This is a genomic window from Salinimicrobium xinjiangense DSM 19287, from assembly GCF_000423585.1.
GTDB classification, from domain to species: domain Bacteria; phylum Bacteroidota; class Bacteroidia; order Flavobacteriales; family Flavobacteriaceae; genus Salinimicrobium; species Salinimicrobium xinjiangense.
This window is the reverse complement of record NZ_KE384054.1, coordinates 35,628-61,613: the sequence shown is the minus strand read 5'-3', so window position 1 is coordinate 61,613 and position 25,986 is coordinate 35,628. Positions and strand designations below refer to the sequence as shown.

Here is a 25,986-nt window from a genome sequence, read left to right as displayed (position 1 = left end):
TTTTTTAACTTTAAGGTGGTTTCCTTTAACAACCCCGGTTTCAGCTAAAATGCAGGAGTTCCTTACTTTTAAAAAATGAGGCAAAGAAATTCTTATTCGCGTATTATCCAGGATCCTGCAGGATGGCAGGAGCTTTCAAAGGGAGCCAAAATTCATCTGTTTCAGCATTGTATTGAAAAGGGCATCACTACTTTTCTCGTTGACTTCTGCCATGCAGACACCTATGATTCCGGTCTTGGCACTGCTTTTAGCGAAAGTGGCCTTAGTCGTGACGAGATCCAGATCATAGCCTGCCCGGGTGATAATTTGTCAGATGAAGAAAGTATCATCAGCCGGGTGGAACAAATTCTTGAAATCCTGGACACCGATTACCTTGATCTTTTAATTCTCGACTTTAATGCCCCTGCAGACGTATTACTTTCCGCGGTTGAAAGATTTAGAGCCCGGGGGAAAATAGTGGAAGTTGGAGTCCTGGAAAATAGGCCGGGGGAGAAAAAAGATTTTTTAAAGGATTTTCCTGCCAGCGCCACTATTTCAACATTGAAGCTCGGCCCGGGAGCCATTAAAAGTCTTACTTTAGCTGAACCTGCTTCCGAAGAAACAACACAGATGATCATTCCCGAAAGCGGAGATTGGGAAAATGAGCACGAGGAACTCAATAAACTTGCGCAGAAATACAGCTTGAGGCCCAAAGAAATACTTTTCGCGTGGCTATTGCATCATAAAGCACAATTCCACGCAGTAATAAAAGGAAATTCTGAAGCAGTAATAGATTCGGCCTTTAAAGCCTTTCATGCATCCATCATTGATGAAGATCTTGAAAAGTTTCCGGAACGATTGTAAAAAAACACATTTTTGACACCTATGAATAAAACAGCTTTAGTGACAGGAGCCAGCAGCGGAATTGGAAAAGCAACAGCTATTGCTCTTGCCGAAGCCGGCTTCAACCTGGTCATTTGCGGCAGAAGAAAAGAGCCCCTGACTGACCTTAAAACTCAACTTCAGGAAAAAGTAAAAGTAGAGATCCTTCAGTTTGATGTTCGCAGCAAAGAAGAAGTAAAAAAAGCAATTGAAAGCCTTCCGAAGGAATCAAAGAACATCGATCTGCTGGTAAATAATGCAGGTAACGCTCACGGTCTTGATCCTATTCAAAGCGGAAACCTTGAAGATTGGGATGCCATGATCGATATCAATGTTAAAGGTCTGCTTTACGTGAGCCGGGAGCTTATTCCGCAGATGGTAGAAAGAGGATCTGGAGACATCATCAATATTGGCTCAATTGCCGGAAAGGAAGTTTATCCAAACGGAAATGTCTACAGCGCCAGTAAACACGCAGTGGATGCAATTAGTAAGGGAATGCGGATTGATCTTAACGGAAAGGGAATTAGAGTAGGCGCCATCAATCCCGGGTTGGTGGAAACGAATTTTAGTGAAGTAAGATTTAAGGGAGATTCAGAAAGGGCTAAATCAGTTTATGAGGGATACCGGGCATTGAAGCCTGAAGACATTGCAGATATTATTGTCTTCATGGTCACACGTCCCGCTCATGTTAATATTGCCGACCTGCTCGTGCTGCCAACAGCACAAGCCAGTTCTACTATTGTGCATAAGGAATAGGAAGACATGATCAATAAGCGCCTTCTTATTAAAAACCTGCTCGCTCACAATAGTGAAAATAGTTTTTACGATAAAAAGCGCCAGATCAATCTTGCCGAAAAAGAAGGCAAGGCAAAATTCCTTAAACACATTTGCGCACTATCCAATTCAAATCCCGGTAATAATTCCTTTATGGTCATTGGAGTTGAGGATGCCGATAATGCCATCAAGGGTGTAGATTTCTTTGATGACAGCAAGATTCAGAACCTGGTAAACGCTTACCTGGAAAATCCGCCGCTGGTAGCTTATGAAAATATTCCATTTCCGCATTTACCCGACGATCTTGTTGTGGGCCTGGTTACTATAAGGCCAAATAAAGGCCGAACCTGCTCTTTGCGCAAGGGGATATGGAAATATCCTGCAGGAAGTGTTTTCTTCAGGGAAGGCAGTATTAGTATTGCTTCGGAATTTTCACGGGGAACCCAGAGTGACAATTCAGAAATTGTTGGATCTATTGAAGCCCATTCGCAGAACAACATAGGAATGACGCTCGACGGGGTTTTTGATTTTATGGGAAAGCATGAAAACCTGAACCCTACTTACAAGGTTTTTAAGGAGTATTTCGTTGTCTGCTGGAGTGGAAAGAAAAAGGATCTGGGCGGTAATACCTATTTTTCCAGAGTTGATATTGAACTAATAAATGAGCAGGTAAAGCTTTTTTACTCCGAACTGGATGAGGTGAGCATTGAGATCACAGATGATCTCTTTAGCATTTTGGAATTCGTGCGCCTGGGATTAAACGACCGGTTCAAATATTACCCGCTCGAAGAGGTAAAGATCTTTTTTAAAGACAATGCCACTTACGAGATAAAGACAAATATGCTTTTTGAACCTCCACAATTTGAAAAGAAAACCCTTTACCATATTTACAATTCCAATATTGCATTGATCAATAAGCTCAAAAAAAAGCTTAGTCTTTCCCCGGCCGAAGAAAAGGATCTGTATAATTTGCCTGCAACCTTTCTTTTGTGTTATTTCAATGGCTTTAATGAAGCTCTGGAAAAACTTGAAGATGCCAGGGAAGAATTGAAAAATTATGATTCAGAAATCTATCAACAGTACAAGGAAAGCCTGCGGATCCTGAGAAAGGTTAAATACAATTAAGATGGAACGGACTCTCGTAATAGGAGATATTCATGGAGGCTTAAAGGCTTTGATACAGCTTTTGGAACGTGCGGAAATTACCCCCGACGATAATTTTATTTTTTTGGGAGATTACGTGGACGGGTGGAGTGATTCGGCCAATGTGGTATCCTATCTCATAGAATTTGCAAAACAGAACACATGTATTTTTTTAAGAGGAAATCATGATGATCTTACCCATCGCTGGTTGAAAACTGGTGAACTTAATGATCAATGGCTGCAACATGGCGGGCAATCAAGTATAGATGCCTACAGGCAATTCAACAATAAGGAAAAGCAGGCGCACATCAAATTCTTTGAGGAGATGGTAAATTATTACATTGACAAGGACAAGCGGCTCTTTGTACATGCAGGTTTTACAAATCAAAAGGGGCCCGGGCAGGAATATACTCCCACTCCGTTTTACTGGGATCGTACCCTCTGGGAAATGGCGATGAGCCTGGATCCATCTCTTAAACCCGGAGATCAACATTATCCTAAAAGACTTGAACTATTTAATGAGATATACATTGGACATACTCCCGTAACCCGAATTGGTAAGGATGAACCAACCAAATTTGCCAATGTTTATAATATTGATACCGGTGCTGCTTTTATGGGGAAACTCTCTTTAATGGACATAGAGTCGAAAGAAGTGATCCAAAGTGACCCGGTCCACAGCCTTTATCCGGGAGAATCGGGCAGAAATTAAGATTATTTTTGGCATGTCCCTGTTTTAACTTTTTATCTTTGTAGATTACGCCACCACATCCTGGTGCGGTTATTGGATTTAAAAACATATATAACTTTTTAAATATGGCCTTAGAGAATATTAGATTAGAAGTAATGAAGACTGTAGAAAAGTCTATTGATGAATTTGTGGAAAAGTATCTAATACCCGTAGAAGAAATCTGGCAGCCAACAGACTTGTTACCTAATTCACAGAGTGAGAACTTTTTTGAGGAAGTAACACAGATCAGGGAAGAGGCCCAGGAACTGGGATATGATTTTTGGGTTGTTCTTGTTGCCGATATGGTCACCGAAGAAGCTTTGCCAACATATGAATCCTGGTTAATGGACATGGAAGGAGTGGAACAGCACGGGCAGCAAAAAGGTATGCAGAACGGATGGGCCAAATGGATCCGCCATTGGACGGGTGAAGAAAACCGTCATGGAGACACCCTTAACAAGTATCTTTATTTATCGGGAAGGGTTGACATGAAAGAAGTGGAAAAAACCACGCAATACCTCATCAATGACGGATTTGACATTGGAACAGGCAGAGACCCTTACCGAAATTTTGTTTACACAAGTTTTCAGGAACTGGCCACTAATATTTCACATAAAAGAGTAGGCCAACTGGCGAGGAAGAAAGGAAATAAGATGCTGGCAAAAATGTGCAACATCATTGCCGGTGATGAAATGCGTCACCACTTAGCCTATCGTGAATTTGTAAAAACGATCTTTGAATATGATCCGAGTGAAATGATGCTTGCTTTTGAGGATATGATGAAAAAGAAGATCGTAATGCCGGCACAATTCATTAGGGAATCAGGCCAGGGAATCGGAGAGGCATTTGAAAATTTCTCCAATGCTGCTCAAAGACTGGGGGTTTATACCACCCAGGATTATATTGAGATCCTTCAAAAGCTAAATGAATACTGGGAGATTGACAAGATAACTTCTCTTAGCGACAAAGCTGAAAAAGCCCGTGACTATCTTATGAATTTACCGGACAGAATGACCAGAATTGCCGAAAGAATTAAAGTGCCACAGGATCCACACCAATTTGCATGGGTGGCACCAAACGGAAAATTATAAAAAGATAAACCCCGCAGATTGCGGGGTTTATCACTAGATCTTTTTTTGTTCACAGGTCACTGAAAGAGGATAATCTGCATAATATTTTCTTACCTCAACCGGTATTGGAGCCAGGAATTCAACTTGGCTCCAAACCTTGTTAATCAATTCTTCATTTTCCTTAGGAGAAAAAGGATTAAATCTTAATTTTCCTTCTACGGGAGCCTCATCAATATTTATATAAAGCACAGGAGAATTACAGCCAAAATTAAAATCCGAAACAGATATTTTCCGCACTTCAGGATTTTGAACAGTTCGGTAATGAATTTCAGAATTGGTGATATCGTAAACGATGCTCCAGTGTGTCTCCTGCCCCTGATTCACCCTATCCAGAATATCAAACGAATAACTAACCGGGTCCTCACCGGAATATTCAGTTAAAGATGCGGCAACATTCACAAACCTGTCCAGAGGTGCGGTAGAAACAGGAATTTCTCTGGTTCCTCCAAAGCCTGAAAAATTTTCGAGATATCCCATACTATCTTCATAGGTATCATTGGCCAGAGCTGTAACGGGAAGGGATTCCCCACTGTGCACAACCATTTCACCTCCAATAAATTCTATTGTGGCTACATTTCCGGCTCTATCTGCCACCAAAAAATGGAGTCCGGCTACAGATTGGGGAGAGATGCGAAGGTGGCCTCTAGATGCTATAACTTCCTGCACGCTGGCCGAATTGTCCAGCTGGTATTGAATCCACTGCAGTTCAGTCAACCCAAAGCGATCATCAATTTCCGGATATACAGAACTGTTTAAAGCCATTTGTTCTATTACAAGCCCCCGTTCATTAATGCCACCATAGGGGAATTCCCGGCCATTCTGGTTAAAGCTTATACTCCCGTAGATGGAAGTCCATTCAAAAGGCTTTTCGGGAGGGCGAACCATGGCCGATTTCCGCATATTTCTCTTATTGATGAGAACGTGGCCATAACCCACCGGGAAATCAAAATTTCTCCCGAATACCAGCTGTTCTCCGTCCTGCAGACAAAAAGTAGTACAGGCATTAACCTCCGAATTTACAAGAAAAAACGAGAAGAAGGTGAGAACACAAAGAAGTCTGATTTCTTTCATTTGCCATTCTTTTAGAGTGAAGAAAACAAGGCATTTAGCCTTCTATAAATTTACTTCATAACAGAATGAAAAACTATGAAAATCAAATAAAATTAGCATCAGAGAAAAAAGAAGAACAAGCAGTAATCAATTCTGGAATACGCTAAAATCTAACGACTTCTTTCTTCTAGAATTCGGCTTCTAAAATGCCATTTTTGAGACCTATCTCCAGACCAAATTTTTTGCTCTCCCTATCCAATACCTCCTGTAGCCAGGCAGCATCCTTTCTTATGGCCTTGTGAAGGCTCAGCCTTTTTATCTCCATTGGAACCATCTCCAGCTTCAGTAAATCTCCGCTGGCAAGATCAAGTTCGGGAAAATACATCAGGGAAAGTTCTCCCCTGTACTTTTCATGTCCACTTATACCTTCATAGTCATTGATAAAATCTCCGGCCCCATAAATGATCAGCTTGTTATTATAGACCTCCATTCCCATAGGATGATGAGAGGAATGGCCAAAGATAAGATCCACTCCTGCCTGGTCAATTAATGCATGCGCAAAATCCCGGTGAGATGAAGGAACATTAAAACCCCAGTTTGGTCCCCAGTGGATAGAAAAAATGACTATATCGCCCTCTTCCTTATTTCGGGCTATGTCAACCTCTATCTCCTTCACCTGCTCCTCATCGAAGGCAGGTAAAAAATTGACCCCGGATCTTTCCTTTTTGGCAGCCCAGTTTTGAGGTATTCCACTGCCTGGGGAGCCGTAGGAATAGATGAGGATCCTTTTATCTTTAATTTTAAAAACTGAAGGTTCAGCTGCTTCCCTCGCATTTTTACCCACTCCTGAAAATGCAATTTTTGAGTCTTCAAGTGTTTTCATTGTTTCAGCAAGACCCTTTCTACCCCAATCCAGCACATGGTTATTGGCCAGACTGCAGTGGTTAATATCGGCTACACTTAACAATTCTGTATTTTTCGGGTGCATTCTGTAGTGAATACCTTTTTGGGGCCATGGCTCATCGTTTGTAGTGATGCTTGTTTCCAGATTGATAAGCTTAAGGTGAGGGTCCCTTTCTCTCCAGATCTTTAATGCATCTCCCCAAATGTACCGGTAACTCACGGGAACATTGAGATCCCCGTTCTTTCGTTCTGCCAGAAAAAGATAATCACGGGCATCTTTTACATAGGATTCATAAAGTACAGGCTCTACAGAATATCGCAAAGCCTGATCAATCCCACGTCCGGTCATAACATCTCCCGCTAAAAAGAGCTTTAAAGTTTCCTTTTCCATAGAAGTTTGAGCCGTGCAATACATGCCGGAAACAATTCCAAAGTAAAAAAGGATCATTTTCAGCATTAGTCGCACGTTTTTTTATTTGGCCCCATAATTTACAAAATTTTAAGCATCATGAGCTTAACTGCAGGGCAGTAGCAGCCGATTTATCACTAAGTTTGCACAGCAAAATTTCAGCATGAGTTCCACAAAGAATCCGCTTTTTATCCTCCTGGCCTTTTTTTCCATATATGTGATCTGGGGTTCTACTTATTTGCTGAACAAAGTTGCCGTGACTGAACTCCCGCCTTTTATGCTGGCATCTATAAGGTTTGCCACTGCAGGGCTTTTGATCTTCGGAATTAGCAGGATTATGGGAAAAAGTCTCAAGATTACCCGGACACAATTTTTTAATACTGTCATCGCCGGATTTCTCTTTCTTGCCTTCGGTAACGGAGTGGTGGTGTGGGCACTGAGGTTTGTTGACAGTGGGTTTGCTGCGCTGGTGATTTCTGCACAACCCCTGGTGGTACTGCTATTCATGCGCATTTTTGAAGGAAAAAAGATCCTGCCCATGTCCATGGTAGGAGTGGCTTTAGGTCTAATTGGGATTTATCTCCTGGTGAGCCAGAAAGAAGTGACCTCTTCAGAAAATTCTATTACCGGAATACTCATGATCTTCGCCTGTCTCCTTAGCTGGTCCTACGGAAGTCTTTTTGTGGGTAAGGCAAATTTGCCCACTAATCATTTTGTAAATACAGGTTACCAGATGTTTACTGCAGGTATAATTCTGGGAATTTCCAGCTTCTTATTCAATGAACCATGGAGTACCCCCACAAACTGGAGTACTCCTGTACAGTACTCGATGTTACTTCTTATCATCTTTGGAAGTATTGTAGCTTTTACAGCATTTAATTATCTCCTGAAAGTAGTTTCTCCTGAAAAAGTTGCCACTTCCACTTATGTTAATCCCGTGATTGCAATGCTGCTGGGCTGGTACTTTCTCAATGAACAGATTAGTACCCAGTCAGCCATCGCAGCTGCGGTCCTTCTCACCGGGGTTTATTTTATCAACACAAAAAAGAAGCTGGTGATTTTATTACGATTCACCGGCAGGGCGGCAGAATTTTTTAAAGAGAATAAATAGATTTCAACTCACCTATTCTACTTCCAGAGTTTTCTGCTCCACGTTCACATCCTGATCCCGAATATTAAAAACAAGTGTTTTTTTCAGGGCACCATCTTCTTCTTCCAAATAGTTTCCAGTGGTTGACGATTGTTCTCCATTGCTCCTGGAAAATCTGAAAGTATATTTCCCGTCGGCAGCATTTCCGGGGACGCGAAGGGTATGGTTAATTTTTTGACCCGGAGGCAGAACGTCTGCCTCGAAGCTTGATTTCTCTCCCGCTGTAGTCACCAGCAGTTCATTAACAGGTTCGGTTGTGTTATTGACAATCTCTATCTCAAGCACATGATCTTCGGGAACACACGCAAACAAGAGGAAAGGAATAAAAAGAATATAAAATAATTTTTTCATAGCGATTGATTTAGATGGCTCTTTTCTAAGATAGTAAATTCCGCCTTTTTCTAAAAACGGATCCTTAAGGCCTTTTTCAATCAATTACTTTCCTGTTTGTTTCCCGGTGCGACGATCTCCAGAAGATTTGCATTGACCGTGTTTAGAATGGGAGTTCTATCATAGTAGGTATAGATCCTGTCTATAAGGCTGTCGTTATTAAAATGTGTGGCAATATTCATTCGAACATTAACCGGCTGCCCGTTATAAACCATTTCATTGGAAACATATGCCAGCACGATTACTCCTGTTAATCCGGAATAATTTAGCTTTTGATTGGCCTTGACAGGAATGAAAACAGTATTGGAAAAGGTCATTGTCTCTATTCCGGAATTCTGCTTCCAGTCGTTCCACCAATTAATTACTTCCTCTTTCCCTTTTAAGACGGTGCGGGTATCAGCGTCTCCGTCAGGAAAAAAATACTGCACATCATCAGACAGCACTTCTCCCCAGGCGTTGAAATCTAATGCAGCCATTTTTGCTAAAGCCTCCTCGTTCAAGTCTGAATATCTTTCCGAAGCGACTTCATAATTGGATTGATTATTTGCAACAGGTTTTTCATTTCGCTCCGCTGCTTTGTCATTACAGGAAAGTAAAAGCGCAAATAATGCAGTTAAAGTGATCATCTTCTTCATATGGCCAAAAATTAAATTAGCCCTCCAGCCGATCTGAAAGTACTATAAAGATATACTAAATTTCAGATACTTGAATTAAAAAACTGTAAATGAATAAGTTACACGTTAAAAGAAGTTGAAGGTAAAAGATGTAATATTTAAAAAAAAGCAGATCCGTGCTTGGGACACGGATCTACAAAGATTACTCAATATGTGTATGCCTTACAGGTCAAATTTAATACCCTGTGCCAATGGTAGCTCTGTGGTATAATTTATCGTGTTTGTTTGACGACGCATGTAGATCTTCCAGGCATCGGAACCTGATTCTCTACCACCACCGGTTTCTTTTTCACCTCCAAAGGCTCCACCGATTTCTGCTCCGGAAGTTCCAATATTCACGTTAGCTATTCCGCAGTCAGATCCTTCCACAGATAGGAATCTTTCCGCCTCTCTTAAATTATTGGTCATAATGGCCGAAGAAAGTCCTTGTTTAACTCCATTTTGAAGGGCAATTGCATTTTCAAGATCTCCGCTGTACTTCATAAGATAAAGTACGGGAGCAAAGGTTTCGTGCTGTACGATCTCGTAATGATTTTCTGCTTCGGCTATAGCCGGTTTTACATAACAGCCGCTTTCGTAGCCTTCACCTTCCAGCACTCCGCCTTCTACAATGATCTTTCCTCCTTCTTCCACAACTTTATCCAGTGCAGCCTGATAATTCTTCACAGCATCCTTATCAATAAGCGGCCCTACATGGTTATTCTCGTCCAGTGGATTTCCAATTCTCAATTGCTTATAAGCATCGACAACAGCATTTTTCACCTTGTCATAAACATCTTCGTGTACAATTAACCTTCGGGTGGAAGTACAGCGTTGACCGCAGGTGCCCACAGCTCCAAAAACAGCACCAATTACTGTATTTTTTACATTGGCGTCCGGCGTAACAATAATGGCATTATTTCCCCCAAGTTCCAGAAGAGATTTCCCTAATCGTGCCGCAACTGCCTGTGCTACTATTTTACCCATTCTTATGGAACCGGTAGCAGAGATCAATGGCACTCTATCATCTTTTGTCAGCATTTCTCCTACGCGGTAATCCCCGGTAATCAAACAGGAAATACCTTCAGGTAAATTATTTTCGTTGAAAACACGAGCTGCGATATTTTGACAGGCAACAGAAGTAAGAGGAGTCTTTTCAGACCCTTTCCACACACATACATCACCACATACCCAAGCAAGGGCAGTGTTCCAGGACCAAACGGCTACAGGAAAATTAAAAGCTGAGATCACTCCCACTACTCCAAGCGGATGGTACTGCTCGTACATTCTGTGTCCCGGTCTTTCTGAGTGCATGGTGAGACCGTGCAGCTGCCGACTTAGTCCAACAGCGAAATCACAGATATCGATCATCTCCTGTACCTCTCCAAGACCTTCCTGATAGGATTTTCCCATTTCATAGGAAACCAACCTGCCTAATGGTTCTTTAAGCCTGCGTAATTCGTCGTTAAATTTCCGCACTATCTCCCCTCTTTGCGGTGAAGGCATGGTCCTCCAGGTTTTAAAAGCCTCCTGGGCAGTTTCTATTGTGCGGTTATAGTCTTCTACTGTCGTAGATTTAACCTTACCAATCAATGCTCCATCAACCGGAGAATAGGATTCAATCACCTCTCCCGAAGAAAACCATTCCTTCCCGGTTGAGGTTCCGTTATTAACCTGGTCTACATTCAGGCCCAGATCCTTTAAAGCTTGATTTATTCCGAATTTTTCAGCAATTGCGCTCATTCTTGTCGTTGTTTTATTATGAATTTGTTTGGATGTTTGCGAATAAAATTAAAGAGGAAAAGCCATTGACTCACTACTCCGGTTTTTCCATTACTGTCCCGCAGTTATTGCAGGTTCGCAATTCCTTACTGTCATAAAACTTATCAAAATACTTCTGAAAGTCTTTTTCTATATCATTAAGCGGAAAATACACCTCGTATAATTTATTATTGCAGTTTTCACAAAACCACAGTAATCCGTCCTTGGCATCCAAATCGACTCTTTTACGCTCCACCACGATCCCTACAGAACCCTCTGTCCTTTCGGGAGAATGCGGAATTTTTGCCGGGTGGAGGTACATGTCTCCCGGCCCCAGTTCAAAAGTTTTTTTCTTTCCCTCTTCCTGGACATGAACTTTAATATGGCCTTCCAGCTGATAGAATAATTCTTCGGTCTCATTGTAGTGATAATCTTTGCGGGAATTGGGTCCGCCTACAACCATTACAATATAATCACTGGCTTCGGGATAGATACTTTTATTGCTGACAGGTGGTTTTAAAAGATCACGGTTTTGAGCTACCCATCTATTTAAATTAAAAGGTTTGGCTATTGACATTACAGATGTTTTAGAAGCTTAAAATTAAGGAATCTTTTCCTGAAGACCTTTACTTCTGAAGCTTTCAATCGCTCACAGCTTCTTTTTTATTAACTTCCCTGCCGAATTAAATTAATGATCATGAAAAAAATACTCCTTGTTTTTGCCCTTTTTGGGACCATAGCCTGTAATAATTCTGCTGAAGAAAGAACCGGTAATCCTGAAGCTTCCGAAACAGCTTCAGAAGAAAAAGACACCATTCAAAATTTCGGAATTGTAATTCATGGCGGCGCCGGAACGATCTTGAAGGAAAACATGTCCGACTCTCTGGAGAAGGAATACAAAGCTAAGCTGGAGGAAGCGGTAAGAGCTGGGCATGCAGTACTGGAACGAGGGGGAACTTCCATTGAAGCTATTGAGCAGGCAATTAACATCATGGAAGATTCTCCGCTATTCAACGCGGGTAAAGGTGCTGTTTTCACAAATGCAGAAACTAACGAACTCGATGCTGCAGTTATGGACGGAAAAACACTTAATGCCGGAGCGGTTGCGGGAGTTACCACCGTAAAAAATCCTATCGATCTTGCCATTGCAGTTATGAACAAGTCAGAACATGTGATGATGATAGGAAAGGGAGCCGAAACTTTTGCTGAAGAGCAGGAAATGGAACTGGTGGATCCCTCTTATTTTCATACCGAAAACCGCTTTCGCGGTCTTCAGCGAGTAAAAGATTCAGAAAAAACTCAGCTGGATCATGATCAAAAAACAGCATTTTTGGATCCTTATATAAGGGACTCCAAGTATGGGACCGTAGGCGCCGCTGCTCTCGATAAGCACGGTAATCTCGCTGCGGGAACTTCTACCGGGGGAATGACCAACAAAAGATGGGGCCGGGTGGGAGATGTTCCTGTCATTGGTGCAGGAACTTACGCCAACAACAAAACCGCTGCCATATCGGGTACTGGATGGGGAGAGTTCTTCATTCGAGGGGTAGTTGCCTATGATATTTCTGCACTTATGGAGTACAAAGGTCTGTCTCTGCAGGAAGCTGCCGAAGAGGTGATCCAGAAGAAAAACGTGGAATTGGGAGGAAACGGTGGTATTATAGCCATTGACCACCAGGGAAATGTTGCCATGGAATTCAATACCGCAGGGATGTACAGAGCAAAGATGAATAAAGACGGAGAACTGGAGATAGGAATCTACGGGGAGTAATTATCTCAAATAAATTTATGGGCTGCTTAAGTGAGGGGAATCCTCTCATTTTTGCAGCCTTCTTTGTTAGCACTTTAGATATAAGCTTTCTTCCATTTAAAAGTTAACAGAAAATTAGTGGTTAAAATTCTCTGTAAAAGGCTCGTACCTCTAATTTCGTGACAGCATAACTTTTGAAGATATTCTATGGCTTTTAAGAAATTTACTTTCTTTCTTCTGTTGATTTATCTATCGGCAAGCCACGGGCTTCAGTCTCAAACTCTCACCCGGGAACAGGTAAGTGATACCATAAATGACATGCCTCTGTTCTCTATGTATGAACATAACTACTTTATTTCCGGAGTTCCACTAAAAAGAGAGATAAATCAACAAACGGCAGATGCGAAATACCAGATTAGTTTTAAACTTCTGCTTAGCCGAAATCAACTCCCGCTCAATTCTTATTTATTCCTAACCTACACCCAAAAAGCTTTTTGGAATCTTTATGCAAGTTCAAAACCTTTTGAGGAAATAGATTTTAAGCCCGGTCTTAGCATGGGAATCCCAATCTTTCACAAGCAGGATAGGTTGTTGGGAATGGCCTTTTTGAAATACGAACACGAATCAAATGGACGCGACAGCATTTTCTCCCGCAGCTGGAACAAACTCTCCCTTGCATTCCATGCCGACCTGGCAGACAGATATAATTTAAGTGCCGAAGTGTGGTACCCCTTCCTGTATAAAGATGATAATCCGCAGCTCCTCGAATACCGCGGAATTGGAGAGGTTATGTTCTCTTATGTCATCAAACCCGACCGCTGGTTCTTTGAGACAAGGCTGCAAAAAGGTCTCAACTGGGACTGGAAAGGATCCATTAGAACCAGAATCCTCTACAGCCCGTTCGATATAAAACGAATAAATCTGATGCTGGAATGGTATTACGGATATGGAGAAAGCCTTATCACTTTTGAGGATCAAAGGAATATGCTGCGACTGGGCTTCATATTTAGATCTGATGATCTAAATTTTCTTTAGAATTCTAAAAGAGATTTACCAAAGTCTATCCACACTTACTTTCTTTAAACATTAAAATCCTACTTCAATGGTGGATAACTTTGGCAAATCCTGGACCCAATAAAGTTGAGCTAAAAATTATTTAGGTTCCTCTGGTTCGGTTTTTTCAGAACTAATATTTACTTTTGCTGCCTTTAAATTTTAGGAGCAGGAAAATGAATTTGGAACATCAGCGAAAAGACCTTATAGAAGAACTTGGTGTGCATATGGAGGGAGATAACCTCGCTCCGTTAGCGGCGCGTATTCTATCCACATTAATTTTGTCAGGAAAAAAAGGTGTGACATTTGATGAACTGGTGAAGGAACTACAGGCGGGAAAAAGTACTATCTCCACGCATCTCGATCATCTACAGAACACCAATCGGGTTAGGTATTTCACTAAATCCGGAGATCGCAAAAGATATTTTATAATCGACCCGGATTTCATCGTAAATGTGATTGATGAAATGATCAACAAATGGGAGAATGAAAAAAAATTACATCTAAAGATCAAAAAATACAAGCAGCAGCACAACATACAAGCTGAAAAAACAGGAGAATTTCAATTTGATATTGAATTTCAGGATGATTTTTTGACGTTCCTGGAAGAGACTTCTACTGCAGTAAAGAAATTTAAAGCTAAACTTAATTCAAGAAACAACTAATTCTACAGCAAGATCATATGAGAAAATTCAGTTTTACAGGAATTATTCTAAGTCTGTTTATTGCAGTTTCATGCCAGGACGAGAATGGCGGACAACAACAGGCAGGTGCCGCAGCATTTCCGGTAATAGAGGTTCCGCAGAGAACAGTCACGGGCTTTACATCTTATCCTGCAAGTATCGAAGGTAAGGTGAACAGTGCAGTGAGAGCAAAAGTTCCCGGATATATTACACAGGTGCTTGTGGATGAAGGCCAAAAGGTGCGCAAGGGTCAGACCTTGTTTAAACTTGAAACCGAGTCTCTTTCCCAGGATGCCGGTGCTGCGCAAGCCAATGTACAGGCTGCGCAGGTAGAAGTAAATAAACTTGAACCTCTTGTGGAGAAAGGAATAATTAGTCCGGTTCAACTGGAGACAGCCAAAGCGCGTTTGGAGCAGGCTAAAGCCGGATACAACAGTATTGCTGCAAGTATTGGCTACGCCAATATTAAAAGTCCGATTGACGGCTCTATTGGGGCGATCAACTTCAGGGAAGGCGCCCTTGTAAGTCCCGGAGATCCTACTCCTCTTACTGTAGTTTCGGATATAGATGAAGTTTTTGCCTTCTTCTCAATGAATGAAAGAGACTACCTTGATTTCATTCAGAATGCGGAAGGAGAAAATATTGCTGAAAAAATTGAAAATTTTCCTCCCGTAGAACTGCAGCTTGTAAATGGCGAGATCTATTCAGAAAAAGGAGAAATACAAACTGTCACTGGACAAGTAGATCCTACGACCGGGACAGTAGGTTTTCGGGCTGTATTTCCGAATCCTAACGGAATTTTGGTCAGTGGAAACAGCGGCCGAATCAGAATTCCCATAACCTACGAAAGTGTTCCTGTAGTACCACAATCTGCATCCTTTGAACAACAGGGTATTGTTTATGTCTATGGTGTACAGGGAGATTCACTGGCAGTTTCTGTACCTATTGAAGTTATTGACAGAGTTCAAAATCTTATTGTGGTGGGAGCAGGATTAGAGCCTGGCGATAAAATTGTCGCCCAGGGAGTTGGTAAACTACGGAATAATACGCCAATTAGTCCACAACCTATGGCATTTGACAGTATTGCTCAACAACGGAAACCAGTATTTAAATAATAATAAGAAAGACTAATGCTTAAGACTTTTATAGAAAGACCTGTTTTATCTACAGTAGTCTCCATTGTTATTGTCATACTGGGAATCCTGGCGATTAGCACCCTTCCGGTAACCCAGTATCCCGATATCGCGCCACCAACGGTGCAGGTATCGGCAAACTATCCAGGAGCAAACGCGGCTACTGTACTGGAAAGTGTGATCATTCCCATAGAAGAACAGATCAACGGTGTTGAGGGAATGGATTATATCACTTCAACTGCCAGTAACAATGGTAGTGCAAGTATCCAGATCTTCTTCAAACAGGGAATAGACCCGGATATTGCTGCGGTTAATGTTCAGAACCGGGTCGCACGTGCTACCCCGCTTTTACCACGGGAGGTGACGCAAAGTGGAGTTACTACCCAAAAGCAGCAAACCAGCGCATTGATGTTTTTCACAGTAGTTTCTGAAAATGAAGCCTACGATGCGACCTTCATTCAAAACTACCTCAACATCAACGTGATCCCTGAATTAAAGAGGATCAACGGGGTTGGGGATGTAAACGTATTTGGAGCCAAGACCTATGCGATGCGCATCTGGCTACAGCCCGAAAAAATGGCCGCTTACAGCCTGGTTCCTTCAGACGTTATAGGAGCCATTAATGAACAAAGCCAGGAAGCTGCTGCCGGTTCTTTGGGACAGAATAATGCGGAAGCCTTCGAATATGTGATCCGATACAGCGGGCGCTATAACAATGAGGAACAATACCGGAATATCGTCATAAAAGCTCTTGATAACGGAAGATTTTTGCGATTAGAAGATGTAGCCCAGGTAGAACTCGACGCCCAGGGTTATAATGTTCTTGGATTTACTAACGGCAAACCGGGAGTGAGCATGGGAGTCTACCAGACTCCGGGTTCAAACGCCCAGGAGATCATTGAAAACATTCATGAAAAACTGGACGAACTGGAACAGAATTTCCCAACCGGGCTGGAGGTAAGGATCAATTTTGACACCAATGAGTTCCTGAATGCTTCAATAAATAAAGTTGTACTCACCATCTTCGAGGCTTTCCTGCTGGTGTTCCTTGTAGTTTTTATCTTCCTTCAGGATTTTAAATCTACTTTAATACCGGCAATCGCAGTTCCTGTTTCGATTATTGGAACATTTTTCTTCCTTAACCTCTTTGGATATTCGATTAACCTGCTTACCCTTTTTGCCCTTGTACTGGCAATTGGAATTGTAGTAGATGATGCCATCGTTGTGGTAGAAGCTGTGCATGCAAAACTGGAACAGGGTGCCGAAAATGCCAAAAAAGCGACGGTCTCTGCCATGGATGAGATCGCAGGTGCCATTGTCTCCATTACCCTGGTTATGGGAGCCGTATTTATTCCTGTAACCTTCATTACGGGACCAACCGGAGTTTTCTATGAGCAGTTTGGAGTTACTCTTATGGTCGCAATTGCTATCTCTGCAATTAATGCATTGACGCTGAGTCCGGCGCTTTGTGCGCTCTTCCTTAAACCTCATCACGAAAAAGAAGGTAAAAGAAAAGGATTTTTGAAGCGCTTTTTTTCCGCATTTAATGTTGCGTTTGAAGCCACCACTTCTAAATACATAAGATCTGTTTCGTTCCTGTACCGGCACAAATGGATCACGGGAGTCATACTTGTTGCTGCTATTGGAGCAATTTTCTGGGCTTCATCCACAACCCCTACCGGTTTCGTCCCCGATGAAGACCGGGGGATGATTTTCGCCAACATCGAACTTCCTGCGGGGGCTTCTTTAGACCGTACTGCAGAGGTTACTGCGGAACTCAACCGTCGGATCCAGGAAATTCCAGGTGTGGACGTAGTTTCCCTTGTAAACGGATTCAGTTTTCTTGGAGGCGCCGGAAGTAATTACGGAATTGGATTCATAAGACTTGATGACTGGTCTGAACGATCTGGGGAAGGTATGTCTGCTGAAGAGATCATTGGAAAATTCTTTGGTGCAGCTTCGGGAATAAGCGACGCCAATATTCTCTTTTTTCAACCTCCCAGTGTGCCCGGTTTTGGTGCATCATCAGGTTTTGAAATGAAAGTACTGGATCGTACCGGAGGTAGTTTCGAAGATCTTGATGCTGCCACCCAGAATTACCTGGCAGATCTTGCGGCAAGGCCAGAGATCCTCTATGCACAGAGTTCCTTTAATACCAATTACCCACAATACGAGATTGATCTAAATATCACAAAGGCCAAGGAAGCGGGTGTGGATATTGGGAGTATTTTCTCCACTCTTCAGTCTTACATAGGATCTGTTTATGCGGCAGATTTTGCCCGCTTTGGAAAGCAGTACCGGGTTTTCGTACAGGCGCTGCCAGAAGACAGAGCCACAGTAGATGATCTTAATTCCCTGTTTGTGCGGAATTCTCGCGGAGAGATGGCACCTATTACTCAATTCGTAACATTGAGCCGGGTCTATGGGCCTCAGTCGGTAACCAGGTTCAACCTTTTTAATTCGGCCAGTGTTAATGGTGCTGCTGCTCCGGGATATTCTTCGGGAGACGCGATTTCAGCAGTACAGGAGGTAGGAACAGGTTCTCTGCCCGAAGGTTTTGATATAGGTTTCTCCGGCCTTACCCGGGAAGAGATTTCCGCAGGAGATCAGACTACTTTTATTTTCCTTCTGAGCATCCTGTTCGTATTTTTTATTCTGGCGGCACAGTATGAAAGTTATTTGCTGCCCCTGGCTGTATTGTTTTCCCTACCCGTTGGTGTTATGGGAGCTTACGTCACCACGGCTCTTACAGGACTGGAAAACAACATTTATTTCCAGATCGCCCTGATCATGCTGCTGGGCTTACTTGCCAAAAATGCGATTTTGATAGTGGAATTTGCCATCCAGAGACGTAACGCGGGGAACTCTATTGTAGATTCTGCCCTGGGAGCAGCAAGAGCGCGTTTGCGACCCATTTTAATGACCTCCTTCGCCTTTATTGTAGGACTCCTGCCGTTGGTATTCGCTTCGGGGATTGGAGCTGCAGGTAACCGTTCCATAGGAACCGGTGCAGTAGGAGGGCTTCTCATAGGAACAGTCCTTGGAGTTTTCATTATCCCGATTCTGTTTATCCTGTTCCAGTGGTTGCAGGAAAAAGTGAGTGGAAAACCTAAGGCTGCTAATGATCAAATTTAGAATATGAAAAAAATGAAAGTATATAAATTCATTTTAGTGCCGGCTGTTTTGCTTTCTCTGCAATCCTGTTTTGTCGCGGAAGATTATACAAGGCCTGCCGGTGTGGTAGAAGCAGATACTTATAGAACCGATGCTCTTCCCACAGACACAATGTCCATGGCTCAGATCTCCTGGAGAGATATGTTTGCAGATCCTGTTCTTGCCAATCATATTGATCGTGCACTGGAGAACAACATTGACATTAGGATCGCACTACAACAAATAGAAGCTTCGGGAGCCTATTTAAAACAGGCACGTGCTTCTTACCTTCCCTCCCTCAATGCTGGTTTTAGTGCAGTTCACCAGGAAATGCCGTCGAACGGGCAGGGAGCTTTTCTGGGAAATTCTGTTGATCAGTTTGAATTATCTGCAGACCTTTCCTGGGAAGCCGATATTTGGGGAAGAATAAAAAGTAATGAGCGGGCACAAAATGCGGCCTTCCTTCAAACTGTGGCAGCCCACCAGGCCGTAAAGACGCGGTTGATCGCAAATATCGCTTCCTTGTACTACCAATTGCTTGCACTGGATGAGCAGTTACAGGTCACACAAGAAACTGCAGAAAACAGGTTGAACAGCCTTGAAACCATTAGAGCTCTTAAAGAAGCCGGTACCGTGACCGAAGTGGGTGTAAAACAATCGGAAGCCCAGCTCTACAGGGCAATGGGAGTAATAGTAGATATTGAGAACCAGATTCGTCTCGTGGAGAATGCATTTTCAATTTTGCTTGGAGAAGCACCTCATCCTATAGAAAGAACAGACCTCGACAGGCAGCAAATCATTACAGAACTTAAAACAGGTGTTCCGGTACAATTACTACGCAACCGGCCAGATGTTATGGCAGCAGAGTACGGCCTTATGAACGCTTTTCAATTGACCAATGTTGCAAGAAGTAACTTTTATCCGGCTTTGCGGTTAACTGCATCAGGCGGATTTCAAAGCCTTGACATTGCCGATCTTATAGATACTAATTCTCTATTCGCAAGCCTGGTGGGTTCTTTGACGCAGCCCATTTTTAATCGCCGGCAAATAAGAACACAATATGAAGTTGCGCAGGCACAGCAGGAGATCGCTTTCTTAGAATTCAGAAGATCTGTACTTGAAGCCTCCAGAGAAGTGTCTGATGCCTTGTACAACCTATCTGCTGCAGAAGTAAAACTGGAAATAAAACGAGATGAGTTTGAAGCCTATGATCTTGCCACCTCCTATTCTGAGGAATTACTAAATAGTGGCTTTGCCAACTATCTGGAGGTGTTAACGGCAAGGGAAAATGCTTTAAATGCTCAGCTGGAGTTGATCAATATAAGGTTAGATGAGTTAAATTCAGTTGTTGATCTTTACGAGGCCCTTGGGGGCGGTTGGGAATAGAATTTTAGTTATTTAATTACTGAAGTGACCCCGCCGATGTCGGGGTTTCTTTTTTATTCCAGTTTGCTTCCCTTTGCTGCCCACCATGGGTGAATTTCCACTTCAAGCCTACCGGCCTGGACCATAGGATCCAGTCTTGCAAGGCTATCGGCCATTTCCTGAGTAGGCGTATGATAAACTGCAATTCCGCGGATGTCGCCATCATCTGCAAATGGTCCGGCGAGACTTAGGTAGCCATCTGTAGCCATGCGGTTAAGATGTGCCATATGCTGTTGCTGTAATCTTGCAGCCGTTGCGGAATCCTGAGACCTGTTTTCTCCGGCTTTCAGGAAGACAATATAATACTGCTGCATAAGATGCTTTTCCCCCTGCTCTTCATAGACAAAAGTTTGAAATCCCTGTTCCTCTAGATCTTCTGCACGTTGTTCAAGAGTAGGTGGAACAGTATCGGGCTGTCGCACCTCAACTTCATCCGGCCCTGGTATTCCTCTGGTATCCCTGCTTTGGTTACAGGAGGCCATTAGCACTATTACTCCTATTAAAAAGACTGCATTTTTCATTTTATTAAATTTTGCCATTCCTTAAACGGAAATTTACTCAAATATGAATTATAGTACTTTTCATTGCCGGTCACTTCCTGTCCCAGCCATTCCGGCTTTTGAAAGTCTTCCTCTTGTGACCTTAATTCTACTTCTGCCAACAGCAGCCCTTCATTTTCTCCTAAAAATTCATCAACTTCAAAAATGTGATTTCCATAACCGATTTCATAACGGAATTTTTCGATAATCCCTGGCTCACATAATTTTAGTAGTTCTTCAGCTTCAGACACAGGAATTTCTTTTTCCCATTCATACCTGCTCAATCCGTCACTACTACTCTTACCTTTTATGGTAAGAAATCCCTGTTCTCCACGCACTCTCACTCTCACATTTCGTTCAACTGCAGAATTCAAGTAACCCTGCACGATTCTTGTTTTCCCGAAAGCTTCCTTTCTGAAATCAGGGGTGTCTAAAATGAGAAATTTCCGCTCAATTTCCTGCATGTGCTGTATTTTATCTAAAACTGTCGGCAATTTCTTTAATTTCTTTGGATTTTATACGAATTGCCGCATATTTATGATTGGCTACATAGATCATTGCATCTGCGATCTTATCAGGATGTATACTTCTGTACTTTTTAAAAGGTCCCACCAGCAAATGATCTCCCAGCTTCATCACCTTTTTCCAGACTGCTTCGAAAGGTCTCTTTTCTTCCCTTTTACCGCCAATTAATGAGGGCTGAAAAATGTAAGTTTCAGGTATATTCTGAGCTATGACATCTCTTTCCATTTCCCCCTTGGTGCGGTTATAGAAAAAGCGGCTTTCGGGATCGGCTCCAAGAGCCGAAATCACTAAAAATCGCGGGATCTGGTTCTTGTTGGCAAGCTTTGCGGCAGCGACAGGAATTCCGTAGTCAATTTTATGGTAGGTTTCCTCATCTGGAGTCTTAGCCTGGGTGGTTCCTATGCAGCAATGTACCTCATCCCCGGTAAATTCTGCCTGATATTTCTCCAGTTCAAAAAGATCAATTAAATGTTCTTCAATTTTGTCATTTTTGAGACCGGTAGAGGATCGGGAGAAAATCTTGATCTTATCATACCTGGAATCCTGCAGGAGTTTTTGAAGTAATATTCCTCCTGTCAAACCCGTTGCTCCCAAAATGATGGCCATTTTCATAACATTTATTTTCCCCTGAAGATAAAGCTTTTAGAAATCAATTCAAAAGCATCACGAGAGGCATGTTTAAAGAAAATTCTTATTGAAATTCATTTAATTTTCCTACCCCAACACCCCACCCGAAGTTTCACTAATTTTGCAGGGATGGAAGAGCGAAAACAACGTAAGATCATTCATGTGGACATGGACGCCTTCTATGCCTCGGTCGAGCAGCTGGACAATCCTGACTTAAAAGGAAAACCTATCGCCGTGGGCGGCAGTTCCCAAAGAGGCGTGGTAGCTGCCGCAAGCTATGAGGCGCGAAAGTATGGCGTGCGAAGCGCCATGAGCAGTGTATTGGCTAAACGCAATTGCCCGGACCTTATATTCGTTAAACCCAGGTTTGAGCGCTACAAAGAACTTTCGGGACGAATAAGAAATATTTTTTTTGAATATACAGATCTTGTGGAGCCGCTATCCTTGGATGAAGCTTACCTGGATGTGACAGAAAACAAAAAAGGAAACCCCAGTGCCTCCCTGATTGCCCGTGAGATTCGGGAGAAAATTAAGGAGAAGACAGGTCTCTATGCTTCCGCAGGTATTTCCGTTAATAAATTTATCGCCAAAGTTGCCAGCGACATCAATAAACCTAACGGGCAAAAAACGGTAAACCCCGAAGAAGTTGAAGCATTTTTAGAAGAACTCGAAATAAGAAAGTTCTACGGAGTTGGAAAGGTCACGGCCGACAAAATGTACCGCCTTGGAATATTCACCGGTAAAGATCTTAAAAATAAATCTCTGGAGTTCCTTAATGAGAATTTCGGAAAGAGTGGAGAGTACTATTTCCAGGTTGTAAGAGGAATTCACAACAGTGAAGTAAAACCTTCCCGTATTAGAAAATCACTGGGTGCTGAGAGGACCTTTGAAGAGAATATTTCTTCAGAAATTTTTATGCTTGACCGACTGGAAAATATTTCAGAAGAAATTGAGCGTCGACTTACAAGGAATAAGGTGGCAGGAAAGACCATCACCCTCAAGATCAAGTATAGCGATTTTAGTCTTCAAACCCGCAGCAAAACCCTCTCATATTATATTTCCTCTAAAGATCTCATTCTGGAAACGGCAAAGGATCTGCTTTACCAGGAAAAAATGAAGGAATCTGTACGCCTGCTTGGCATTTCCCTCTCCAACCTTAATACAGATAAAGATGAGGAGCAGGAGGAAAAAAGTGAAATTGCAGTACAGCTGAAGTTCGATTTTTAACTGCTGATTTAGAGTTGCGGTTGCGGATTAAAAATCTCAATTAGAAGTTGTTTTTTTAGGACTTTTTAGGATAGATATAAAAAAGCCACAGAGGTGAATCTGTGGCTTTTACTCAATACTCAGTACTCTGTACTCAATTCTTAATACTATATTTCAGAGATCCGCAGCGTATTCACCATACCTTTACTGGTAATAGGCATTGATGCCAGGTTGATGGTGAAATCTCCTTTCGCTACATAACCATTGCTTTCTGCTATCCTGTTGATGTCGTCAATGGTTTCATCTGTACTTACCATTTTATCATAATAAAAGGCTTTTACTCCCCACAGCAGGCTCAACTGGTTCAAGATCCTTCTGTTGGAGGTGAATACCAAAATGTTTGATTCAGGTCTCCATGCAGATATCTGGAAAGCTGTATAACCACTATTTGTAAGGGTACAGATCGCTTGGGCCTTTATCTCGTTCGCCATATTGGCAGCATGGTAACATATAGATTTGGTAATATATCGCTTTGTACGCACGTGCGGCGGTTCATGAGGCACTTTAATGAGCGGAGAATTTTCCACACTTAGGATGATCTGGCTCATCTTTTCGATCACCTGAACAGGATAATTCCCTACAGATGTTTCACCGCTAAGCATAACCGCATCTGCACCATCCATCACAGAATTCGCAACATCATTTACCTCTGCCCTGGTAGGTGTAAGGCTGGTGATCATTGTTTCCATCATTTGCGTCGCAATAATGACAGGAATCCTTGCCTTTTTGGCTTTTAATACCAGCTGCTTCTGAATTAACGGAACTTCCTGTGCCGGGATCTCTACTCCAAGATCTCCACGCGCTACCATTAATCCGTCACAATAAGCTACTATCTTGTCGATATTGTCTACACCTTCGGGCTTTTCGATCTTGGCAATAATAGGGATCTTTTGATCTGTATGCTCCTTTATCAAATTCTGGAGCTCCATAAGATCTTCGCTATTCCTTACGAAAGAAAGTGCAATCCAGTCAACGTCCTGTTGCACAGCAAAAATTGCATCTGCAACATCCTTTTCTGTAAGTGCGGGGAGTGAAATCTTTGTGTTGGGAAGGTTGACACCTTTTTTAGATCTTAATGGACCTCCCTGCACTACCCTGGCCAAAACTTCATTCTCTTTATTGGTTCTCACCACTTCGAAAATAAGTTTCCCGTCATCAAGAAGAATTCTTTCCCCTGCCTGCACATCTTTAGGAAATTGTTCATAATTCATATAAACTCTGGAGGCAGTTCCTTCAAATTCTTCTCCGGTGGCGAAGGTGATCTCATCTCCTTTGGTTACTACAACCTCTTCCTTCATCTTTCCGACCCTTAATTTAGGTCCCTGTAGGTCTGCAAGTATAGCTGTAGAATAACCGTGCTCCTTATTTAGCTCCCGTATCATGTTAATACGTTGCTTCACATCATCATAATTTGCATGGGAGAAGTTGATCCTGAACACGTTTACACCTGCCTGCATCATGTCTTTCAATACTTCTTTGGTACTGGTGGCCGGTCCAAGAGTGGCCACTATTTTAGTCTTTTTCGTATTCGGCATTTAGTCAAATATTAAATTTTCCTTAGTTTTAATCCTATCAAAATCAATAGCGTATGCAGTAGATATTTGTGGGATTTCAAGGATTAGAGAAATAAGCAATCTTTCATTCACCCATTCCAGTTCATCTTCTATTTTCACAAAAAAATCTACCTGCTTAAACTCCGGTAATAAAAATGATTTTTTGACAGCCACGTGTTCTCCCATAAAAAGAGAATTCTCCCCGACACCAGAAATCTCCTCTCTTTTTGCAATATTGCTTACGAGATGATACCTGCAGTCCTTCTTTTGATCTTCATATACAAAATGGGCGAAAAGAATATTCTCGGCCCCTGCGCACAGGTCAATTTCCCGGGGTGATCTGGCCAGCCTAAGATTTAAATGTTTGTTTAACAGATAAGCCAGCTTATATTCCTCTACCTGAGAGTGAATAGCTATTAGCTTATAAGGCTGTTCAAAAACTTCATCTAAAACCAGTTTATGCGCCGGCATATAATTTTGATAATCGAAGGTTAAAGATACGGTTTGTAGGGCAGAATATTCAAATTTTACCCACAGAATTTCCGAATATATTACGAAATCGTTATAGTTTAGCCGCTTTAGCTACGAAGGTGCTATTTTTGACTGCAGGGCATAATATGCTCTTTTTGCAGCTTTTTCTTCGGCTTTTTTCTTGGACGTGGCTCGTGCTTTGGCAACAACCCGATTCTCGATCCTTAATTTCACCGCAAAATGTTTGAGTTCATCCTTGCCGGTATCCTCATAGATCTCGAAACTGAACTCTTTTTTCTCCTTTTGACACCACTCGATGAGTAAGCCTTTATAGCTTATTACCGTTCCCTCCAGTTGTTCAATGTCAACATAAGGAACGATCACCCTGTCATAAATAAACCTGTTAACATAACGATAGCCCCTATCCAGATAAATAGCTCCAATAAGAGCCTCAAAGAGATTTCCGTGAATATTCGTTCCAAACTGTTCTGTGGAGATGTTGGTCTGGATATATTTTATAAGATCAAGATCCTTTCCCAGCTCGTTTAGATGTTTACGACTTACAATCTTGGATCTCATTTTAGTAAGATAGCCTTCGTTTCCACCGGGAACTTCATTGAAAAGATGAGAAGCTATTACTGCGCTCAACATTGCATCTCCCAAGAATTCCATTCTCTCAAAATTAATGGCATTGCCCTCCGCGTCTTTTTGGTTAAGGGAGCGGTGTGTAAAGGCTTTTTTGTAATAGGAAATATTCCGCGGTTTAAATCCCAGGATTTTTGTTAATTCAACAAAAAAATTCCCGCCTCTGGAGGAGCGGGAATTTAATATTTTTCTTATAACACTCATGGAAT

25 protein-coding genes are annotated in these 25,986 nt (G+C 42.2%); 13 read left to right on the top strand and 12 right to left on the bottom strand.

Features of this window, described 5'->3' with window-relative positions; all coding sequences use genetic code 11:
- Positions 1 to 75 precede the first annotated feature (75 nt).
- The 5 genes from G564_RS0113410 to G564_RS0113390 all read left to right on the top strand — a co-directional run bounded on the left by G564_RS0113410 (position 76) and on the right by G564_RS0113390 (position 4,599).
- Complete coding sequence (locus tag G564_RS0113410; protein WP_029038105.1) at positions 76 to 843, top strand: aldo-keto reductase family protein; 768 nt, start codon at positions 76 to 78, stop codon at positions 841 to 843.
- 21 nt (positions 844 to 864) lie between these two features.
- Positions 865 to 1,617, top strand: a complete 753-nt coding sequence (locus G564_RS0113405) for an SDR family NAD(P)-dependent oxidoreductase (RefSeq protein ID WP_029038104.1) — start codon at positions 865 to 867, stop codon at positions 1,615 to 1,617.
- A gap of 6 nt (positions 1,618 to 1,623) precedes the next feature.
- Positions 1,624 to 2,760 (top strand): ATP-binding protein, encoded by a 1,137-nt coding sequence (locus tag G564_RS0113400; RefSeq protein ID WP_029038103.1) that lies wholly within the window; start codon positions 1,624 to 1,626, stop codon positions 2,758 to 2,760.
- 1 nt (position 2,761) lies between these two features.
- The gene (locus tag G564_RS0113395; protein ID WP_029038102.1) at positions 2,762 to 3,490 is read left to right on the top strand and encodes a metallophosphoesterase family protein; all 729 of its coding nucleotides are present in this window, start codon (positions 2,762 to 2,764) and stop codon (positions 3,488 to 3,490) included.
- A gap of 104 nt (positions 3,491 to 3,594) precedes the next feature.
- Entirely contained in the window at positions 3,595 to 4,599 is a 1,005-nt protein-coding gene (locus tag G564_RS0113390; RefSeq protein ID WP_029038101.1) for an acyl-ACP desaturase, read from the top strand.
- A 33-nt stretch (positions 4,600 to 4,632) separates the two neighbouring features.
- Here G564_RS0113390 and G564_RS0113385 read toward each other — a convergent pair whose 3' ends face one another.
- Together G564_RS0113385 and G564_RS0113375 are read right to left on the bottom strand one after the other, a co-directional pair.
- Positions 4,633 to 5,709 carry a linear amide C-N hydrolase gene (locus G564_RS0113385; RefSeq protein ID WP_029038100.1) on the bottom strand — a complete coding sequence of 359 codons (1,077 nt, stop codon included), beginning with the start codon at positions 5,707 to 5,709 and terminating at the stop codon, positions 4,633 to 4,635.
- Between the two features lie 166 nt (positions 5,710 to 5,875).
- Positions 5,876 to 7,048 (bottom strand): CapA family protein, encoded by a 1,173-nt coding sequence (locus tag G564_RS0113375; protein ID WP_245583694.1) that lies wholly within the window; start codon positions 7,046 to 7,048, stop codon positions 5,876 to 5,878.
- 115 nt (positions 7,049 to 7,163) lie between these two features.
- Here G564_RS0113375 and G564_RS0113370 point away from each other — a divergent pair, with 115 nt between their 5' ends.
- Positions 7,164 to 8,111: an EamA family transporter gene (locus G564_RS0113370; RefSeq protein WP_029038098.1), complete on the top strand. Its 948-nt coding sequence runs from the start codon at positions 7,164 to 7,166 to the stop codon at positions 8,109 to 8,111.
- A 12-nt stretch (positions 8,112 to 8,123) separates the two neighbouring features.
- Here G564_RS0113370 and G564_RS0113365 read toward each other — a convergent pair whose 3' ends face one another.
- The 4 genes from G564_RS0113365 to G564_RS0113350 all read right to left on the bottom strand — a co-directional run bounded on the left by G564_RS0113365 (position 8,124) and on the right by G564_RS0113350 (position 11,531).
- Positions 8,124 to 8,501, bottom strand: a complete 378-nt coding sequence (locus G564_RS0113365) for a hypothetical protein (protein WP_156879244.1) — start codon at positions 8,499 to 8,501, stop codon at positions 8,124 to 8,126.
- Positions 8,502 to 8,581: 80 nt separating this feature from the next.
- On the bottom strand, positions 8,582 to 9,175 hold the full coding sequence (locus tag G564_RS0113360) for a hypothetical protein (protein ID WP_029038096.1): 594 nt from the start codon (positions 9,173 to 9,175) through the stop codon (positions 8,582 to 8,584).
- A 201-nt stretch (positions 9,176 to 9,376) separates the two neighbouring features.
- Positions 9,377 to 10,936 carry an L-piperidine-6-carboxylate dehydrogenase gene (gene amaB, locus G564_RS0113355; RefSeq protein WP_029038095.1) on the bottom strand — a complete coding sequence of 520 codons (1,560 nt, stop codon included), beginning with the start codon at positions 10,934 to 10,936 and terminating at the stop codon, positions 9,377 to 9,379.
- A 73-nt stretch (positions 10,937 to 11,009) separates the two neighbouring features.
- Complete coding sequence (locus G564_RS0113350; RefSeq protein ID WP_029038094.1) at positions 11,010 to 11,531, bottom strand: 3-hydroxyanthranilate 3,4-dioxygenase; 522 nt, start codon at positions 11,529 to 11,531, stop codon at positions 11,010 to 11,012.
- A gap of 120 nt (positions 11,532 to 11,651) precedes the next feature.
- Here G564_RS0113350 and G564_RS0113345 point away from each other — a divergent pair, with 120 nt between their 5' ends.
- The 6 genes from G564_RS0113345 (at position 11,652) to G564_RS0113320 (ending at position 20,112) form a co-directional block, all read left to right on the top strand.
- Positions 11,652 to 12,725 (top strand): isoaspartyl peptidase/L-asparaginase family protein, encoded by a 1,074-nt coding sequence (locus tag G564_RS0113345; RefSeq protein ID WP_029038093.1) that lies wholly within the window; start codon positions 11,652 to 11,654, stop codon positions 12,723 to 12,725.
- A 186-nt stretch (positions 12,726 to 12,911) separates the two neighbouring features.
- The gene (locus G564_RS0113340; RefSeq protein ID WP_029038092.1) at positions 12,912 to 13,739 is read left to right on the top strand and encodes a phospholipase A; all 828 of its coding nucleotides are present in this window, start codon (positions 12,912 to 12,914) and stop codon (positions 13,737 to 13,739) included.
- A gap of 194 nt (positions 13,740 to 13,933) precedes the next feature.
- Positions 13,934 to 14,422 (top strand): GbsR/MarR family transcriptional regulator, encoded by a 489-nt coding sequence (locus G564_RS0113335; protein ID WP_029038091.1) that lies wholly within the window; start codon positions 13,934 to 13,936, stop codon positions 14,420 to 14,422.
- 17 nt (positions 14,423 to 14,439) lie between these two features.
- Positions 14,440 to 15,555, top strand: a complete 1,116-nt coding sequence (locus tag G564_RS0113330) for an efflux RND transporter periplasmic adaptor subunit (RefSeq protein ID WP_029038090.1) — start codon at positions 14,440 to 14,442, stop codon at positions 15,553 to 15,555.
- 15 nt (positions 15,556 to 15,570) lie between these two features.
- Positions 15,571 to 18,708: an efflux RND transporter permease subunit gene (locus G564_RS0113325; protein WP_029038089.1), complete on the top strand. Its 3,138-nt coding sequence runs from the start codon at positions 15,571 to 15,573 to the stop codon at positions 18,706 to 18,708.
- A 3-nt stretch (positions 18,709 to 18,711) separates the two neighbouring features.
- Positions 18,712 to 20,112, top strand: coding sequence for an efflux transporter outer membrane subunit (locus G564_RS0113320; protein ID WP_029038088.1), 1,401 nt, complete (start codon positions 18,712 to 18,714; stop codon positions 20,110 to 20,112).
- 53 nt (positions 20,113 to 20,165) lie between these two features.
- Here the strand turns inward: G564_RS0113320 and G564_RS0113315 are convergent, their stop codons facing one another.
- The 3 genes from G564_RS0113315 to G564_RS0113305 are packed head-to-tail and all read right to left on the bottom strand — an operon-like array spanning position 20,166 to position 21,827.
- Positions 20,166 to 20,672 (bottom strand): YciI family protein, encoded by a 507-nt coding sequence (locus G564_RS0113315; RefSeq protein ID WP_029038087.1) that lies wholly within the window; start codon positions 20,670 to 20,672, stop codon positions 20,166 to 20,168.
- Positions 20,669 to 21,154 (bottom strand): CYTH domain-containing protein, encoded by a 486-nt coding sequence (locus G564_RS0113310; RefSeq protein WP_029038086.1) that lies wholly within the window; start codon positions 21,152 to 21,154, stop codon positions 20,669 to 20,671. The genes G564_RS0113315 and G564_RS0113310 overlap by 4 nt, the downstream gene beginning before the upstream one ends.
- A 10-nt stretch (positions 21,155 to 21,164) precedes the next feature.
- Positions 21,165 to 21,827 (bottom strand): NAD(P)H-binding protein, encoded by a 663-nt coding sequence (locus tag G564_RS0113305; protein ID WP_029038085.1) that lies wholly within the window; start codon positions 21,825 to 21,827, stop codon positions 21,165 to 21,167.
- Between the two features lie 144 nt (positions 21,828 to 21,971).
- On the opposite strand from G564_RS0113305, the gene dinB reads away from it, so the two are divergent.
- Positions 21,972 to 23,069, top strand: coding sequence for a DNA polymerase IV (gene dinB, locus G564_RS0113300; protein WP_029038084.1), 1,098 nt, complete (start codon positions 21,972 to 21,974; stop codon positions 23,067 to 23,069).
- A gap of 146 nt (positions 23,070 to 23,215) precedes the next feature.
- Here the strand turns inward: dinB and pyk are convergent, their stop codons facing one another.
- The 3 genes from pyk to rnc all read right to left on the bottom strand — a co-directional run bounded on the left by pyk (position 23,216) and on the right by rnc (position 25,981).
- A complete protein-coding gene (pyk, locus tag G564_RS0113295) occupies positions 23,216 to 24,643 on the bottom strand; it encodes a pyruvate kinase (RefSeq protein ID WP_029038083.1) in 1,428 nt (475 codons plus the stop codon).
- The gene (locus tag G564_RS0113290) at positions 24,644 to 25,132 is read right to left on the bottom strand and encodes an IPExxxVDY family protein (RefSeq protein WP_029038082.1); all 489 of its coding nucleotides are present in this window, start codon (positions 25,130 to 25,132) and stop codon (positions 24,644 to 24,646) included.
- Positions 25,133 to 25,243: 111 nt separating this feature from the next.
- Positions 25,244 to 25,981, bottom strand: a complete 738-nt coding sequence (gene rnc, locus G564_RS0113285) for a ribonuclease III (protein ID WP_029038081.1) — start codon at positions 25,979 to 25,981, stop codon at positions 25,244 to 25,246.
- Between the last annotated feature and the right edge of the window lie 5 nt (positions 25,982 to 25,986).

What these genes read in the sequence shown, in the direction of transcription:
- G564_RS0113405 (WP_029038104.1), top strand. Translation starts at nt 865, where the DNA reads ATGAATAAAACAGCTTTAGTGACAGGAGCCAGCAGCGGAATTGGAAAA.
- amaB (WP_029038095.1), bottom strand. Translation starts at nt 10,936, where the DNA reads ATGAGCGCAATTGCTGAAAAATTCGGAATAAATCAAGCTTTAAAGGAT.
- G564_RS0113315 (WP_029038087.1), bottom strand. Translation starts at nt 20,672, where the DNA reads ATGAAAAATGCAGTCTTTTTAATAGGAGTAATAGTGCTAATGGCCTCC.
- G564_RS0113375 (WP_245583694.1), bottom strand. Translation starts at nt 7,048, where the DNA reads ATGCTGAAAATGATCCTTTTTTACTTTGGAATTGTTTCCGGCATGTAT.
- G564_RS0113320 (WP_029038088.1), top strand. Translation starts at nt 18,712, where the DNA reads ATGAAAAAAATGAAAGTATATAAATTCATTTTAGTGCCGGCTGTTTTG.
- G564_RS0113410 (WP_029038105.1), top strand. Translation starts at nt 76, where the DNA reads ATGAGGCAAAGAAATTCTTATTCGCGTATTATCCAGGATCCTGCAGGA.
- G564_RS0113370 (WP_029038098.1), top strand. Translation starts at nt 7,164, where the DNA reads ATGAGTTCCACAAAGAATCCGCTTTTTATCCTCCTGGCCTTTTTTTCC.
- G564_RS0113330 (WP_029038090.1), top strand. Translation starts at nt 14,440, where the DNA reads ATGAGAAAATTCAGTTTTACAGGAATTATTCTAAGTCTGTTTATTGCA.
- G564_RS0113325 (WP_029038089.1), top strand. Translation starts at nt 15,571, where the DNA reads ATGCTTAAGACTTTTATAGAAAGACCTGTTTTATCTACAGTAGTCTCC.
- G564_RS0113290 (WP_029038082.1), bottom strand. Translation starts at nt 25,132, where the DNA reads ATGCCGGCGCATAAACTGGTTTTAGATGAAGTTTTTGAACAGCCTTAT.
- G564_RS0113385 (WP_029038100.1), bottom strand. Translation starts at nt 5,709, where the DNA reads ATGAAAGAAATCAGACTTCTTTGTGTTCTCACCTTCTTCTCGTTTTTT.
- G564_RS0113365 (WP_156879244.1), bottom strand. Translation starts at nt 8,501, where the DNA reads ATGAAAAAATTATTTTATATTCTTTTTATTCCTTTCCTCTTGTTTGCG.
- G564_RS0113360 (WP_029038096.1), bottom strand. Translation starts at nt 9,175, where the DNA reads ATGAAGAAGATGATCACTTTAACTGCATTATTTGCGCTTTTACTTTCC.
- G564_RS0113395 (WP_029038102.1), top strand. Translation starts at nt 2,762, where the DNA reads ATGGAACGGACTCTCGTAATAGGAGATATTCATGGAGGCTTAAAGGCT.
- G564_RS0113400 (WP_029038103.1), top strand. Translation starts at nt 1,624, where the DNA reads ATGATCAATAAGCGCCTTCTTATTAAAAACCTGCTCGCTCACAATAGT.
- dinB (WP_029038084.1), top strand. Translation starts at nt 21,972, where the DNA reads ATGGAAGAGCGAAAACAACGTAAGATCATTCATGTGGACATGGACGCC.
- G564_RS0113345 (WP_029038093.1), top strand. Translation starts at nt 11,652, where the DNA reads ATGAAAAAAATACTCCTTGTTTTTGCCCTTTTTGGGACCATAGCCTGT.
- rnc (WP_029038081.1), bottom strand. Translation starts at nt 25,981, where the DNA reads ATGAGTGTTATAAGAAAAATATTAAATTCCCGCTCCTCCAGAGGCGGG.
- G564_RS0113350 (WP_029038094.1), bottom strand. Translation starts at nt 11,531, where the DNA reads ATGTCAATAGCCAAACCTTTTAATTTAAATAGATGGGTAGCTCAAAAC.
- G564_RS0113310 (WP_029038086.1), bottom strand. Translation starts at nt 21,154, where the DNA reads ATGCAGGAAATTGAGCGGAAATTTCTCATTTTAGACACCCCTGATTTC.
- G564_RS0113340 (WP_029038092.1), top strand. Translation starts at nt 12,912, where the DNA reads ATGGCTTTTAAGAAATTTACTTTCTTTCTTCTGTTGATTTATCTATCG.
- G564_RS0113335 (WP_029038091.1), top strand. Translation starts at nt 13,934, where the DNA reads ATGAATTTGGAACATCAGCGAAAAGACCTTATAGAAGAACTTGGTGTG.
- pyk (WP_029038083.1), bottom strand. Translation starts at nt 24,643, where the DNA reads ATGCCGAATACGAAAAAGACTAAAATAGTGGCCACTCTTGGACCGGCC.
- G564_RS0113390 (WP_029038101.1), top strand. Translation starts at nt 3,595, where the DNA reads ATGGCCTTAGAGAATATTAGATTAGAAGTAATGAAGACTGTAGAAAAG.
- G564_RS0113305 (WP_029038085.1), bottom strand. Translation starts at nt 21,827, where the DNA reads ATGAAAATGGCCATCATTTTGGGAGCAACGGGTTTGACAGGAGGAATA.